At 36.1% G+C, this 14,815-nt stretch carries 13 protein-coding genes; all 13 read right to left on the bottom strand.

Annotation, left to right across the window (positions count from 1 at the left end):
* Window positions 1–259 precede the first annotated feature (259 nt).
* A complete protein-coding gene (locus QUD79_RS03585) occupies window positions 260–2,305 on the bottom strand; it encodes a secretin GspD/PilQ domain-containing protein (protein ID WP_184423571.1) in 2,046 nt (681 codons plus the stop codon).
* A gap of 66 nt (window positions 2,306–2,371) precedes the next feature.
* The gene (locus tag QUD79_RS03580) at window positions 2,372–2,935 is read right to left on the bottom strand and encodes a hypothetical protein (RefSeq protein WP_184423572.1); all 564 of its coding nucleotides are present in this window, start codon (window positions 2,933–2,935) and stop codon (window positions 2,372–2,374) included.
* Between the two features lies 1 nt (window position 2,936).
* Window positions 2,937–3,518 carry a hypothetical protein gene (locus tag QUD79_RS03575; RefSeq protein ID WP_184423573.1) on the bottom strand — a complete coding sequence of 194 codons (582 nt, stop codon included), beginning with the start codon at window positions 3,516–3,518 and terminating at the stop codon, window positions 2,937–2,939.
* Complete coding sequence (locus QUD79_RS03570; protein ID WP_184423574.1) at window positions 3,511–4,653, bottom strand: hypothetical protein; 1,143 nt, start codon at window positions 4,651–4,653, stop codon at window positions 3,511–3,513. The genes QUD79_RS03575 and QUD79_RS03570 overlap by 8 nt, the downstream gene beginning before the upstream one ends.
* A gap of 13 nt (window positions 4,654–4,666) precedes the next feature.
* Entirely contained in the window at window positions 4,667–5,515 is an 849-nt protein-coding gene (locus QUD79_RS03565; protein WP_184423575.1) for a hypothetical protein, read from the bottom strand.
* Window positions 5,512–6,213, bottom strand: a complete 702-nt coding sequence (locus QUD79_RS03560; protein ID WP_184423576.1) for a PulJ/GspJ family protein — start codon at window positions 6,211–6,213, stop codon at window positions 5,512–5,514. The genes QUD79_RS03565 and QUD79_RS03560 overlap by 4 nt, the downstream gene beginning before the upstream one ends.
* Entirely contained in the window at window positions 6,206–6,655 is a 450-nt protein-coding gene (locus QUD79_RS03555; RefSeq protein ID WP_184423577.1) for a prepilin-type N-terminal cleavage/methylation domain-containing protein, read from the bottom strand. The genes QUD79_RS03560 and QUD79_RS03555 overlap by 8 nt, the downstream gene beginning before the upstream one ends.
* Window positions 6,656–6,670: 15 nt before the next feature.
* The gene (locus QUD79_RS03550; protein ID WP_184423578.1) at window positions 6,671–7,114 is read right to left on the bottom strand and encodes a prepilin-type N-terminal cleavage/methylation domain-containing protein; all 444 of its coding nucleotides are present in this window, start codon (window positions 7,112–7,114) and stop codon (window positions 6,671–6,673) included.
* Between the two features lie 289 nt (window positions 7,115–7,403).
* Complete coding sequence (locus QUD79_RS03545; protein WP_184423579.1) at window positions 7,404–8,606, bottom strand: type II secretion system F family protein; 1,203 nt, start codon at window positions 8,604–8,606, stop codon at window positions 7,404–7,406.
* Between the two features lie 2 nt (window positions 8,607–8,608).
* Window positions 8,609–10,270, bottom strand: a complete 1,662-nt coding sequence (locus QUD79_RS03540; protein WP_184423580.1) for a GspE/PulE family protein — start codon at window positions 10,268–10,270, stop codon at window positions 8,609–8,611.
* Window positions 10,270–10,665, bottom strand: a complete 396-nt coding sequence (gene gspG, locus QUD79_RS03535) for a type II secretion system major pseudopilin GspG (protein WP_184423581.1) — start codon at window positions 10,663–10,665, stop codon at window positions 10,270–10,272. Before gspG ends, QUD79_RS03540 begins: the two co-directional genes overlap by 1 nt.
* A 99-nt stretch (window positions 10,666–10,764) precedes the next feature.
* On the bottom strand, window positions 10,765–11,817 hold the full coding sequence (wecA, locus tag QUD79_RS03530; protein ID WP_184423582.1) for a UDP-N-acetylglucosamine--undecaprenyl-phosphate N-acetylglucosaminephosphotransferase: 1,053 nt from the start codon (window positions 11,815–11,817) through the stop codon (window positions 10,765–10,767).
* Between the two features lie 187 nt (window positions 11,818–12,004).
* A complete protein-coding gene (locus QUD79_RS03525; RefSeq protein ID WP_184423583.1) occupies window positions 12,005–14,758 on the bottom strand; it encodes an SLBB domain-containing protein in 2,754 nt (917 codons plus the stop codon).
* Window positions 14,759–14,815 lie beyond the last annotated feature (57 nt).

The following is a 14,815-nucleotide window of genomic DNA, read 5'->3' as shown; positions in this document are numbered from 1 at the left end:
TCTCATGTTATATACGTACGTTAAATTAACACTTAGGTATAACACTTAGGCCGTCGCCTAAGCGACTTCTAACGCGAGTTAGTTTAACCAGTGTTTCAACCATGTCAACAAATATGTGATCAATAAAAAACTAACTGAACACTTTTTGCACACAAAATATCATCCACACAGTTAAATCTTAACGTAAAATAACGTTAACTAATTATAAAGCATAATTCAAGCGTGTATAGTAATAATTTTATTGATTAATACGCTGTTTTTATTGATTAATGTCTAAATTGGCTAAACCCGCGCCAAACTTAGCCTTAATTTCTTCCCACTGGTCACTACTCTCTATCACTTTAGGGGTTACAAAAACTACTAACTCGGTTTTATCACCCGCTTCTGTCTCACCTCTAAATAAGTTACCAATAATAGGCAAGCTACCAAAGAAAGGTACTTTCGTATTTTTCTTAGTTTTATTACTACTAATTAAGCCGCCTAACATAATGGTTTGGCCGCTTTCAGCAACTACTTCTGTTTGAATAGTTCTTTCAAATACCGACGGGTTAAGCGAGCTTGTGGTACCAGCTTCTATGGTATTACTAACACTTTGATTAATTTCCATTAACACCACACCTTGTGCATTAATAGTAGGGGTAACCGATAAGTTAACCCCTGTTCTACGGTATTCAATTTTTGTTGTTTGTTTAGAGCCAGCCCCATCTAATGGGTTGCTTGCGGTTTCTCCCACAATTGGAATATCAGTTCCAACGGTAATATTAGCACTAACACCATCACGCACTACAATTGACGGCTTAGATAAAATATCAACTAAACTATTTGATTGAAATAACTGAATAGCTACGTCTAAATTACCACCACCTAACGCATATGATAAGCCACCAAAGCCCTCACCAAAAAATGCGCCCGTTGTATTAACTGCATAACGACCACTACTAAAAGCAAACTCAACCCCTTGCTTGAACTCATCTGCCATTGTTACTTCTGCAATAATAACTTCAAGCATAACCTGCTTAGGTATTAGGTCTAAACGCTTTATTAATGGCAATATTTGTTGGTATTCTTCCCCTGACGTATAAAAAATTAGCACGTTAGCACGTTCGTCAACCACCATTTTCATGTCTTTAGAGCTGGCAAAACCAATATTTTTTGTTGCTGGGGCTGATTTTTTATTTTGGCTAGCAGCCGATGTACTATTAGAAACACTAGCAGTGCCGCTGATTAATGCGGTTAAGCTATCACCCATATCCACTGCGCGAGAGTAATTTGGCGTATAAATAAAGTATTGTTGTTCTGATGTTTGTGTTGGTTTATCTATCTGGGTTGACCAAAACACTGCTCGCTGAATAACGTCTCTGCTATTAGCAAAAAAATAAAGCTCACCCTGGTGTGCAATTTCAACTATTGACAGTGCTGGCGATGTAGACTTTGAACTACCAACACTAATGCCTTCTTGACCAAGTAATTCAGTAAGTTTTTTAATAAGCTCGTCTGTAGAGCTATATGTGGTTTTATATACCCCAATTTGACGATCTTGCATCATGGGTTGATCCATTAATTGAATCAATTCTAATGCGCGAATAACATCTTTACGTTTTGCTTCAATGGTTATGGTGTTACGAGTAGTGTCTACCGATGTCTTCACACCAAGCATTTGTCTTAGCGTGTTTCCAATAGTAGCCTGCATTCCGTATTCAAATTGAACCATTTGCATAATTTGAAACGATGTTTGTGGTACATCACTTATTTTTTTACCATAACCGTAAACAACATTCCCTTTACCGTCGTCACTATCGGCTTTGTGAATATAAAAAATATTGTCATCAAACCTGATACTAAAGTTACGCTGATTCAGTAGCTCTTCAGTTAATGTAAATAATTTTTTTTGTGAAATATTATTTTTTAAATTTAGAGTAATTGGCTGACCACTCTTTTTAACATCATCCGCAAGTATATAGCTAACTTTCAGCTGTTCACCAAGCACATAATGTAAAAACTGCTCTAGAGGTAAGTTATCTGAAGCAACCTTAATTGTGTCTTTATTACTAAATTGTGCGAGTACATCTTCCGCTTTTAACGCGTCTTTACTGTTTAGCTTTAAAGGAGGAACAAATCTAAATGCTTTAGCTTGTTCAGCTATTGGCATTTTGTTCGCTGCAGGCGCTTCATTTTCAACCAAGGCTTTATTTTTACTTACAGCAGATAAATAAGACTCTTCTAATTTGGGCTTTTCAAGAGGCTGTGCTGCACAACCAGCTAAGAAGATTAAAATTGCAACGCTAATTGTATTACGTTTATTCATACGTTAAATGACACCGTGTTGATAACAACTGTTCAAAAGATTGTTATAGGGTTTATTCTAAATTGACTAAGACTTGTACATTACTAAAGTAAGTTGTTGTGGTTTGTTATTAAGCGTACGCTTCATAACCACTTCTGTATCTTTAATATTTACGATAGTAAAGCCCGATAATTCACTGTTAATATCAAACTGCTCTATCGCTGTTTTTTTTGTTTTAGTATTCCTTACCTCAATTAAAGCATGGTAAGTATTGTTTTTTCCTTTACTATTTTCAATTATAGCTTTAAGGCGCAGTACCGTATCACCTGCAAGTATTGAATTCAAACGTCCTTTTTGCTTTGCTTCTCTCGCCAAGCGCTCTTGTTTAAGTTGCTCTGCAGATTTTTTCTTAGGAACATTTTTAGGTTTAGAGCGGGGGGCCTTTTTTTTGTATTGTTCATATACTTTGTCAAATAACGCTGAAGCTTCTTTACTGGGTTGCGGTGTTACTAATGCAGTAATCTCTGTTCGTGTATTGCTCGTCGCATTTTTAGCATCAACTAAAGCTAAACGTTCGATGTTATGTATAGCTAAATATATAATAAGTATAGCAACACAAGCCAGACTTGCCTTGTTTAACATTATGCTCATTTTATGCCTTAGCCTCCGTTGAATTATCTTGCTCGGTTGCATTTGCGTAAAATTTAAGCATAAACCAGCCATTAGTTTTACCTAACTTTTTGCCCGATTGGTTGGCAAGGTCTAGGTAAAATTCAGTTATTTCAATTCTCTGTGGATAACGTTCAAGCGCACCCATAAACTGTATTACATTAAGTGTTTCACCTGTAAACTGAACTCTAATTTGAAAGCTATTAATGTTAATCTCTGGTATAGGAGTAATTACTTGCCAGCCTATATTAGAGGCTGCCACCTGGTGTTTTTTAAACAAACTCTCTAATAGCTTTTGTTGAGTTAATTTAAAGTCAGCTTCCTTTTGGTAAGGAAAAAAGACAGCATTTCCTTTTTTTACTTCAGCCGCAAGCTTTTCGTGATTCTGTTGAAAGGTTTCTTCTTGGTTTAAAATATTTTCAATTTTACTTTTCTTTTTGGCTAGCAATTTTATTTCAGCTAATTGTGCATCTTGCCAATCGTAAACAGGCACAAGTATAAATTTAACTGCCCCGAGAATCACCATCAGAGTAATTAGTAATGAATGCTTTTTTAACTCATCCATTGTTTGTACCCTCTTGTTCATTAGTGTCTAAAACTAAATTAGCTAACGCTACACTTTTAAAACTGATAACAAAAAACTCTATTTTTCCACCTTTATTAATAGGAAAATCAAATTTTGCATCTTCTATTCGTTCGTGATTATTCATAAAAGTTAATAAGTCGAGCGCATTTTCGGTATACCCCCGCAGAATGTATCGCCCATCGGTTCTACGCAAATTACTTATTCTAGCTTTTGGAAAAACATCAGAAACAGCTAATAATAAATCTAAATGGGAAGATTGCGTACTGAAGAAGCTGCTCAATGCATCAAACCGTTGGAGGTTTTCTTCCATTTCTTGTTGAGCGCTTAACATGGTTGTAAATTTATCATCAAATTGTGCCATCGATGTTTCAAGTTCATTTTTCTTGTAACTAATAAAAGCACTCACCACGAGTAAATTCAGTAAAAAAATAGCTGCAAGTGGCAACCCTAGCCATTTAATTTTTTCTTTTGACAATAGAGTGTCTGAAGGTTTAATAAAGCTAATCAAACGACTGAAAGGCATTTGTTTAAAGGGAAGACTAAAGCGTGTAGCAAATTGCTCTGCACCGATTATTTCTTCACTATCAGGCATGATCCCTGCTGACAAGGCAAACATTGCTGGATTTTTAACCAGAGCTGACTGAACTGAAGAATAAACTACATTATTTGTACGTGATACGAATAATGAAGTTTGCTTTTTATTGATGGTTAATAGTTGATTATTTTCAATTTGGTGCGAAAATATTGCCGTTTCAGGAATTGTAAATAACGCTGATGGAACATTTGGGTCTAAATGCCATACGTTAACTTTGCTTTGCCCATTATCTTGATTGCACAAACTATACTTGGTATGAAGTTTGTTTGGGTACTTAAGCGCCAATATTTTTTTTAATTCTTTATTGTTATCAACAGGAATGCTGTCAACAGACTCTTGATAATGCTTTCGAGCAAGGATCAAAAGTTTAATTGATGCAGAAGAATCACACGGAAATAGCGCTATTTTTTGCTCATGGTCTAAACGAAGTTCATAGAGTTGGCCATCATAATATTTCACTAAAGAAAGTAAATACGGCTTTATTTTCGACTTTGCCCAAGAAATTATTTTATTACTCAATACCTTACTCACATTAACCACGAACATACATTATTAATACTGGGGGAGTGTCTAATGTAGCATAGGAAGATAAAAACACTACAATCTCCTTTTCAACACTAGATTCACCCACAGTACTTTTCATTTTTATTGCTATGTTATTTGAAGGGTAAAAAAACATTTGCTCATCTTCAACCAAGCCTGTTAACTCACTAAAGTTTTTTTTGTTTAATTTTCCTTCATCGCGCAAACTAACAATATGCTGCGCCATCGCCTCATCGGTAAGAACACTAAGTAATTCGATTGGCGAATTCATCGGATTATAATAGCCTGACTGATAAATTGACATGTTATTTTGTAATACTTTGTATATTTCATATGGCAAATTAGGAATATGAATTAAGTCTTGAACATGTGGTACTTTACCGTTGCGCTTATCTGCTCCTTCACTACCACTTGGCCGAGGAGTGTCATCGATGTCTTGCCAGTCTAGTAGCAAGTCCGAAAACTTTATCGTGTTAGCTAACCCTAAAGAATTGACTAAACTATTTAATCTGCCTACTTCTGGGTAATGAATACTAAGCAACCCTGCTTGGTCTTGCATTGACACTACAACTGTTGCATTCATATTAAACGGCTTACTGTAGAAATTCCACAGCGGAACTTTACCTGTGGGGTCTTTAAATGTTTTAGTTTGTGTTAGTAAATTAAAAAGTAATGTTGACTCAGCGCTTTGTAACTCAACTAGCGCAGTATTTTTGTCATCAAACCATTGAGCAATTTTCACTTGATCTCTTGCTGTATTGGTTAAATACAACGCAAGAACAGATAATATTGCAACAATTAACAATACTTGAATAAGTGCTATGCCACGTTGATTCATTCATCTGTTCCAAAATAAGGCGATAACCATCGCTCTGTGTTGTTATCTAGCTCAACAGGAATAGACAATGACAAACCAGACTTTTTAATAGTAAAAGTCAATTGTTCTGGCATTATTTGACTGTCTATGCCCGAGTAACGATTTCGCCATTGTAATTTATCACCTGTGGTGTAACGAAAACTTTTAACTTTGTAGCTCGACCAACCTAAGTAATTAAATGTAGCACTGTCGAGGTTAGTGAATAATGTTAGTTGATGGTCAAACCTTATTTCTTGGTCAGTTTTTACTAGTAAGATATTTTCAATTGATACGGCTTGATAGATAAGATCAAACTTACCGTTTGTATTTGGCACACTAGTGATACGAAAAATTTCAGGAAAATCACCAGAAAAAATACCAGAATGTGTAATCGCTAAAAGGCTGTCTGAATGACCAATAAAAAAGAATGAAGGTGTTTTTTTATTATCTACCACTACTAGTGCGTGAATCCCTTCAAGTACTCGCTGAGTGGCTTCAATATTTTTTGCTATTAGTGCATTATCAGAGAAGCTACCTAACTGCTTATCCCATCGGCTCGATAACATGATATAAACATAACTACCAGTAAACAATAACATTGTTAAAATAGTTAACGAGATCATTAGCTCAATTAATGTAAAACCGTGGTTTCGTTTATAAACATTGCCACCTTTATGCATTATTCCAACCTAGCTCTTTATATTGATACTGTTTCTGCATTTTATTAGTTTTTAAGAATAATGTTACTTGCCATAATTTATATTTTTTGGGCGGAGTAACAAATTGCCCTGTATCTACATCGAGCCTTGTCGGTGCTGCTTTAAATTCTTCCAGCTGGGCTTGCCAGCTATACTCTGTTTCCCAGCTTTTACCTTTGCCTGACAACTCAGTTTCATTGCCATTACTTTTACCTCGAATCTCCAGCTTAATATTGGCTAGTATCGACGGTAATGCTGTTTTTATTACAATATGGTTATTAGCTTTATCGCTACTTAAATAAGCCCCACGATAAATTAGTGTAATTGCAGAGATTGAAATTATTAAAATAACCGTTGCAACAAGTACTTCAATTAAAGTGAAGCCTTTATACATTGAGGGGGAGTTTGGTATATGGTTTGTCATAGGTTGTTTTCTGCACTAACTGCTAGGTGTTAAGTAGGTAATTTCTTCTTCGCCGTTTACCCAACTTTTTAAATTTAAAGACATTGGTTCTCCTTTATATTCACCCGCCATTGTGCTTGGAGAAATAATTCCAAGCGTATTGAAGGTCATAATTTGTGGTTCAAAAAAAATTGACTCAAATGTCTCTACCGTAATAACGCTTTGATTATTTATCCCCACGGTTAAGGTAGCTCTTTTACCTTCCAACGCTAATTGATGTTGCTGGCCTGTCGCATAAGCACGGTAACTAATTCTTTTTAACCAGTTTTTTAGCGTTAACATTTCTTGCTTTGCTTCTGCTTTTTCAAGACTGTTGATTGCTAAAGGACCAACCATACCCATTATGAGTGCGACAATCGACATTACAATCATAAGCTCTATTAAAGTAAAACCTTTGGCTGAATGTAAGTATCTAGTCATGTCATCCTCTTTATTGCCAGTACAAATACCGACCTACATTTACATACTTAACTTTTTGTAGGTTGGGCTTTAGCCCATCAAGCATTAAGTTTTATTCTTTTTTCAGCCTTTTGACGGCATAAATACCGACCTACATTTATATACTTAATTTTTTGTAGGTTGGGGGTAAGCCCATCAAGCATTAAGTTTTATTCTTTTTTTCAGCACTTTGACGGCATAAATGCCGACCTACATTTACATACTTAACATTTCGACGGCATAAATACCGACCTACATTTCATTAATGTTTTTAAATGCCCATTTCGTTGATAGATACCATACTCATTAACATAACGACAACGACACCACCAACAAATCCACCCATAAACAATATCATTAAGGGTTCAAGCAAAGTAGTCATTCGCTCTGTCCAGCTTTCAAACTCTTGTCTTGAACGATTGGCAATTTCATCGAATACTCGTTCTAAATTACCTGACTCTTCACCAACTTCCAGTAAAGATACAAAAAATGCAGGGTACAATGAAGTTTGCTGCAATGCCGGTGTTAAAGCGCTGCCGCTTTTAACCTTAGCTTTTGCTATGTCCATTTCTTTTTGTAATATTTTATTTTTAATATTACCTGCTGACAGTCCTATGGCCCTGTCTATTTGAACTCCTGCTTTCACCATTAACGCTAGGCCACTGTTAAAGCGAATACGCTCTACTGTTATTATTGCTTTTTTTAAAAAAGGGATCTTTAAACTAACCGTTTGCCACCAGTTAATAAATGCCACTTGCTTACTTGCTGATATAAGTAAAAATATAGCGGCAATTACACCAACAATTAAAAAACCTTGGTATTCAACCATCCATGCACTCGTAGAGAGCATTATTTGGGTATACCATGGTAACGCAGCAACATCGGTGAACATTGCTGACATTTTTGGTACGATAAAGTTAAAGATAAAAAAGATACTCAGTATACATACGAAAAAAATGACGGTCGGATAAGCCAGTGAACTGATTATTTTACGTTGTAGATCACGCCTAAATTTTAAATCTTTCGCTAAGCCATCGAATATTTCACTTAAATTACCAGACGCTTCACCCAGTTCAATTAAATTACAATATAATGGATCAAATATATCACCATGGTCTCTTACTGATTCAGATAAACTTTTACCTTTTTTTAGATTGCTACTAATATCACCAAGTAATTTAGCTAAAGCTGGCTTAGCTTTAGTTTTTTTTATGATATCTATACCCTTATCAATCCTTACACCAGACTCAAGCAACAAACTCAATTCAGCTGTCAAAAACTCTAAATCTGCTAATGAGACTTTAGTACCGAAACTAAAGATACTAGCACCAGTTTCAGTCGTTTGTTTGACCTCTGTTGGTAAAAGATTTTGCTTTTTCAATTCTACTAAAGCCAACGTCTTATTGTCAGCTTCAATTTCTCCTTCAACCTTACCACCTGAGTTGTCGTATGCTTTATAGGTAAATATGGTCATAATTAGCCTGCTACTCGAACAACTTCTTCAACCGTTGTTAACCCAATAATAGCTTTGTAAAATCCGTCTTCTAGTAATGTTCTACGTGATAATGCAGCATTATGTTTTTTAGCTTTAGGGATAAAGTCAGAGTCTTTAGGCATCGCTTTAATTTCATCATCACAACGTAAATACTCTGTTACCGCCATACGCCCTTTGTAACCGGAATTACTGCAATGCTCACAACCTTTTCCTTTGGTCAGTTTAATTTCTGGTAAGTCAAATTTTTGTGCAAGCGAGCTAAGTTTATACTTATCGATTAGCATTTTTGCTTCAGGATCTGGCATTGCACATTCGCTACATACTTTACGTGCTAGACGTTGAGCAACTATAGAGACTAATGCTGCATTTAATAGAAACTCTTCGACACCTAAGTCTAATAATCGTGTATATGCACTTGCTGCATCGTTGGTATGCACCGTAGAGAATACAAGATGCCCAGTTAATGCAGATTGCAACGCAATTTGTGCCGTTTCTTTGTCTCGTATCTCACCAAGCATGATAATATCGGGATCTTGCCGTACAACTGAACGTAACCCTGCAGCAAAACTAAAGCCAATATCGCTATTGACTTGCACTTGGTTAATCCCTTCTAATTGATATTCTACTGGATCTTCTAGTGTGATTATTTTTACATCATCGTTATTTAAGGCATTTAGAAACGTATAAAGCGTTGTTGTTTTACCCGACCCCGTTGGACCTGTTAATAAAACTACACCAGCTGTTGTTTTAATATCTTCTCGGATCATAGATTCTATATCCGAAGATAAACCTAAAACCGACATATCGTATTGCACATTATCTTTACGGAGAAAACGTAGCACCATAGATTCACCATCATTTAATGGTAAGGCAGATACACGAATGTCTAACTCTTGATTGGCAATTTTCATTTCTATTTTGCCATCTTGCGGTCTGCGTTTTTCTGCGATATCCATTCCCGCTAATATTTTTAAACGAGTTACAATGGGCAATTGCATTCTAGGAGCTAATATTTCAGCTTCATGTAATACGCCATCTACACGAAAGCGTGCTCTATAACGGCCGTTATAAGGCTCTAAGTGCATATCTGAAGCACCTTGTCTCAATGCTCGACTGATTAAAGAGTTTAATAAATTTACTGTTGGAGCTTCAGTTGCTAATTCTCGTAGTTTAGCTTCCTCGTCTCCACCAATTTCTTGGCTACTGTCTGTAACATTTAATTGTGTGAATCGAGCTGATAGCGTTTGTATATCAGATTCTGAAGCAACATATATATCTGCAACTAAATTCTTTTGAGTTAGCCATTCATTTACACTCAAATTTAACGGATAGCGACAGGCAAATTTCCACTTATCGTTATAATTATCGAGTGGGACCCAGTGATTATCAATTAAAAACCTTAAGCTTATATCATCAACTTCTGGCGGAGGGTTATCTAGCCATTGACCAATATTTACCAGGGGCAATTCCAAGTATTGACTATATAGAGAAGCAATTTGATCATCAGGCAAGCTGCCCATATTAACTAAAATTTCTTCTAGCCGGCCACCATATTTTTTTTGGTAGCTTTCAGCACGAGCTAAGTCGTCTGGAGAAACTAAAAATTGCTGAACTAATAATTCCGCTAATGATAATTTTTGCATTATTTATGTACTATATCTGCATTGTTGTCTGCGCCACCGGGTTGACCATCTGCACCATAGGACATTATTTTATACGGGTTACCATCTTCGCCTGGAACTTCATATACATAAGGGTTTTTCCAGGGATCTAACGGAATATCTTTTGGTAGGTATGGACCATCCCAACGTGGTTTATTACTTTTGCGTAGCTCTTCAAGCTTTTCAGGATAACTACCCATATCTAAACGATAAGTATCCAATGCCGTTTCAAAGGCATTCATTTGAGCCGCAGCAACACCACGTTCAGCAGTGCCTAGTTGATTAAAGAATTTAGGTGCTACAAGAGAGGCCAGTAGGCCAAGAATAACAATGACGATAAGCAACTCGATCATTGTAAAGCCGTGGTGTTTTTTCATATTTATTTCGGTTACAAAGAATTTGCGTAAAGTTTATCAGCACAACATACTACTGTCGAATACATTAATGCTTAGTTAACCTTTTGATACAAAATATTATTACTTTAAAGCCCGTACAAATTTCCAAGCGTGTTGAATTGAAAAAGAATAGCCGAAAAATACAAGGATAAATAAACTGAGCATTAGCCACTCTGGCGTATTAAAATATTCGCCTGCAATTCCACATAAGGCTAGTGTAATTGACAAAGCACTTATTGCCCATAATGCTTGACGAGAAGATAAGCCTAAGCGCATACAAATATGATGCAAGTGGCCGTTATCAGCTTTAAATGGTGACACCCCTTTACGGATTCTTCTGAACATAATCGCGAACATGTCCATTAACGGTACTGCAATGATCCAAAGTGCGGTTACCGGACGAAACACCGCGGTATTTTCATCCGAGCTTTGTGTACCTATAGCAAGTAACCAAATAACACTTAGCCCCATAAACATGCTGCCAGCATCACCCATAAATATTTTTTTACCGCGTGGGTTGCGTGTACTCACGTTATAAAAAAGGTATGGAATAATTGCAACAACTAATATCAATGGTAATAAAATATCGGCGTTTGCATTTTCCAAAACTGTAAGTATTGCAACTGATGTTATAGTAACAATACTCATCGAACCTGCTAAGCCGTCAATACCGTCGATCATATTAAATGCATTAATCGCGGCTATACAGGCTAACATAGTAAAAATCATGCCGTAACGTCCAATATCAACATTGCCTAGCGCGAATAAATTACCAAAATCGTGAATATAAAGACCTGCACCAAAGACCATTAATGTCGCAACAATACCCTGAAATATCATGCGAGGAGCAACGCTTAGGTCGTATATGTCGTCCATTGTGCCAATAAATACCAGAAGTGCTGAAGAAATAAAATAAAGATTAAGCAGTTGGCTTTGTTCAACAAAAAATGTTGAGGCAATTAATACTCCGGTATAAATAGAGATGCCCCCAATCAATGGAATAGCCCCATCATGTTTTTTGCGATCATTAGGTAAGTCTACCAAACCTATATGAGGGGCAAGAGGAAGTAATACTTTAATCGTTAATACTGATACAAAAAAGGCAACGAGTAGAGCAGAAGAAATTAGCAACATTAATATTTTACCAAATATACTTGTTAGTACGTTCTTTAATCCATCAAAGAACAAGAGACCCAAAAATTGGGGCTAATTATAATAGTCTATTGCTTATATAGCTAGGGGGTAGCACTTAATAATAAATAAATAAATAATTAGCGTGTTATTAAGTGCTAAATGTATATTTTTTGTTAATTTTTTAGGCTTATATGCCAGATATTGCCGCAATAGCTACAGCTGCTTGATAAATAATTTGGGTAGATACTTGCCATAATGTGATATTTTCCATATAGGAAGAATCTAAAGGAACAACTACCGTATCACCCGGACGTAAATTATTCCCTGTGTTACTTGCAAACCAATTTCCACTATCGGTCATTTGTACTGAACCGTTAGCTTTAATTACATAGATTCGCCCTTCATCAGCTTGCTTCTTTGCACCACCACTTAGCTTTATGTAATCGTATGCATCTAATTCTGGTTGATAAATATGCGAAGTAGCTACTTGTACTTGCCCAACCACATTAATAGAGTCTTGGTTAGTAGGCACATATAATACGTCGCCGTTTTCTAACATTATATCTGTATTAGTATCCGAAATAACTTTAGGTATATCAACAACTAACCGACCTACAGGTGTTACCTTAGTTAAGTCTGCTAGTAATAGTCTTGCTTGGCTATAATCTAAGCTCTGAGAGCCATCACGCTGCGCTAAACTTTTAGATGCGATCTCCATACGCAAACTTTCCGACACTTTTATTAGATTTTCTAACTCCATTTGTTTGAGTTTTTCACGAGTAAATAATGACGCCTGAGTATCAGCATAATCTGTAAAGCCACCCACTCTTTCAATTAATTTACTAAGAGATTCGCCTCGTCTAATAGTGTATTTGCCTGGAAATTTAAACTCACCTTTTAATTCCACAATATGATTTTCTTGCCAAGCAGGTATATGATGGATATTAAGTCGGTCTTTACTTTTCACCTTGATATTTTCATTAACATCACCTTTAAGTGCCTTTGCTAAATTCAATTCTAATGTTAATTTATTTGCTATTTCTCTATTAACTTCATCACGTGTTATTTCAGCCTTAACTAAATAGGCTGACTCAAGTAAACCACCAGCAGCCTTAACAATATCTACCGCTCTTGCATTTTTAGATAAAGGGTATATTCCCGGGTATTTAACTGCACCGTCTATTTCAACAATTTGCATAGGTTGACCAGAAGCAGACTGTCTTCTGAGCTGATCAATAACGGGGACTAGTAGACGTTTACGAGAAAAATAACCTAAATCTTTTATGTCAACTTCTGCCGTGATATTTCCAGCTAGTTCATCTAAAGATAAATACGCTTGTTTTAAAGTTTCTTCGGCTTTATCAATGCTTGCCGCTCGTTTACTTGATAAGTTTTCAGGGTCGTCGCTGTAATACTCCCAAAACATTCGTTCATTGTAGCTTTCTTCAGCTTGTTTTTTTTCACGCTCCAGTAATAGCTCTTTTGTTAATGCAAAGTCATCTAACGACTTTACATTTGCCGTATCGGTTTCAACATTTGAGAAAACTAAAATTTTATCACGAGGCTGTAGTTCAATATTATCAGCAGAGTTTTTATCAGCTACCGCTTTAAATATACTGAACTGTAGTACGTCTATGTTGCGACCTATATCTTTTTCACGAATAATTAAACTATAAGTAAGATCAGCTTTATCAGCTAAATATGAATGAATATTTGGCAATAAGTCAGTAACTTTTTGTCCTTTTTTCCATTGATATTTTCCTGGGCGAGTAACAGCTCCAATAACCATTACAGATTCTTCATACAGTGAGGATGTTTTCATTACTCGTACATAGTCGCCGCCTTGAACAGGTTTATCTAATGTTTCTTGCTTAGATAAATCAACATTTAAAACAGTGCGTAAGTTTTGATTGTTAAAGCGCTCGACTACAGTTGACGATGGGTAGGCTGATGGAAGTAAACCACCTGCCATTTCCATTAATGACTTGAAATTGTCTTGCTTTACTAATTCATAAATAGCTGGTCGTGTAACTTCGCCATCAACAGTAACGCGCTCGCCTACAGGAGCTATGAAGATTACATCACCAGATTTTAATAACAGATCATTTGAAGAGTCACCTTTAATTAACAGATCGTATAAATCAAGCGTAGTTATTAATTTTCCACCACGTTTTAATTGGATATTTCTTAAAGAGCCAATATCGTTTATACCACCAGAAGCAAAAATTGCATGTGTGATACTTGATAATGAATTTAATACATAAGGACCCGGTTTAAAGGCATCACCTAAAACAAAAACGCGGATAGAGCGTAGTTCTTTAAGAGTTACAATAACATCAACACCTAATACTTTATTTTGAATTTGATTCGATAGGTATTTTTTTGCTTCTAAAAATGTCATTCCCGTTACGGTGAATGGCCCTAGTTGCGGAACAATAATTTGCCCTTCGCGACTCACTTCTAATTCGTATTCATTATTTTCTTTACCAAACATCTGCAAAGAGAGTAGATCGCCAGGGCCGATCATATATTGCTCGGGCACTGCAATGTCTATTGTTGGAGCAAAGGTATATGGTGCATTTGCGAAAACGTCGTAACCAAAAGGCTTAGGCTTACCATCATCTTTTTCTGGCTGTTGAACAAATTGTTCATCTTGGTATATAGGATTACCTAACTCATCATATTGCGTACCACGAGGAAAGTACTGTTGCAGGGGTTCGTTTTCATTTGCGCCAGTTTTGGTTGTTTTTTGATTTAACTGTGCTCTGATGGCGTTGTAGTCGACCCCCATACTTTGCGCTAATGATTTTTGCTGCGCTGGCGGCAGCTTTTTAAATTGTGCAAGCTGTTGAGGTGAAATATTACTCGGCAATTGTGCAGCCATGGTAATACCAGTGAACATTAGTAGGACAAAGCCAATATACTTACAAGTTTTTATCATTCTAAACGCCAAAATTTCCAATTAATTAATATACTTACAGCCTAATAAAACTAGCCC

Source organism: Thalassotalea piscium (assembly GCF_030295935.1).
Classification (GTDB): Bacteria; Pseudomonadota; Gammaproteobacteria; order Enterobacterales; family Alteromonadaceae; genus Thalassotalea_B; species Thalassotalea_B piscium.
Note: the sequence above shows the minus strand (reverse complement) of the source record. Positions and strands in the feature narration are given on the sequence as shown.

Bases quoted from the DNA above. Each gene is read 5' to 3' on its own strand.
- QUD79_RS03545 (WP_184423579.1), bottom strand. From the start codon at position 8,606: ATGACCATATTTACCTATAAAGCATACGACAACTCAGGTGGTAAGGTT.
- QUD79_RS03550 (WP_184423578.1), bottom strand. From the start codon at position 7,114: ATGACTAGATACTTACATTCAGCCAAAGGTTTTACTTTAATAGAGCTT.
- QUD79_RS03575 (WP_184423573.1), bottom strand. From the start codon at position 3,518: ATGGATGAGTTAAAAAAGCATTCATTACTAATTACTCTGATGGTGATT.
- QUD79_RS03560 (WP_184423576.1), bottom strand. From the start codon at position 6,213: ATGCATAAAGGTGGCAATGTTTATAAACGAAACCACGGTTTTACATTA.
- QUD79_RS03555 (WP_184423577.1), bottom strand. From the start codon at position 6,655: ATGACAAACCATATACCAAACTCCCCCTCAATGTATAAAGGCTTCACT.
- QUD79_RS03585 (WP_184423571.1), bottom strand. From the start codon at position 2,305: ATGAATAAACGTAATACAATTAGCGTTGCAATTTTAATCTTCTTAGCT.
- QUD79_RS03580 (WP_184423572.1), bottom strand. From the start codon at position 2,935: ATGAGCATAATGTTAAACAAGGCAAGTCTGGCTTGTGTTGCTATACTT.
- gspG (WP_184423581.1), bottom strand. From the start codon at position 10,665: ATGAAAAAACACCACGGCTTTACAATGATCGAGTTGCTTATCGTCATT.
- QUD79_RS03525 (WP_184423583.1), bottom strand. From the start codon at position 14,758: ATGATAAAAACTTGTAAGTATATTGGCTTTGTCCTACTAATGTTCACT.
- QUD79_RS03565 (WP_184423575.1), bottom strand. From the start codon at position 5,515: ATGAATCAACGTGGCATAGCACTTATTCAAGTATTGTTAATTGTTGCA.
- QUD79_RS03540 (WP_184423580.1), bottom strand. From the start codon at position 10,270: ATGCAAAAATTATCATTAGCGGAATTATTAGTTCAGCAATTTTTAGTT.
- wecA (WP_184423582.1), bottom strand. From the start codon at position 11,817: ATGTTGCTAATTTCTTCTGCTCTACTCGTTGCCTTTTTTGTATCAGTA.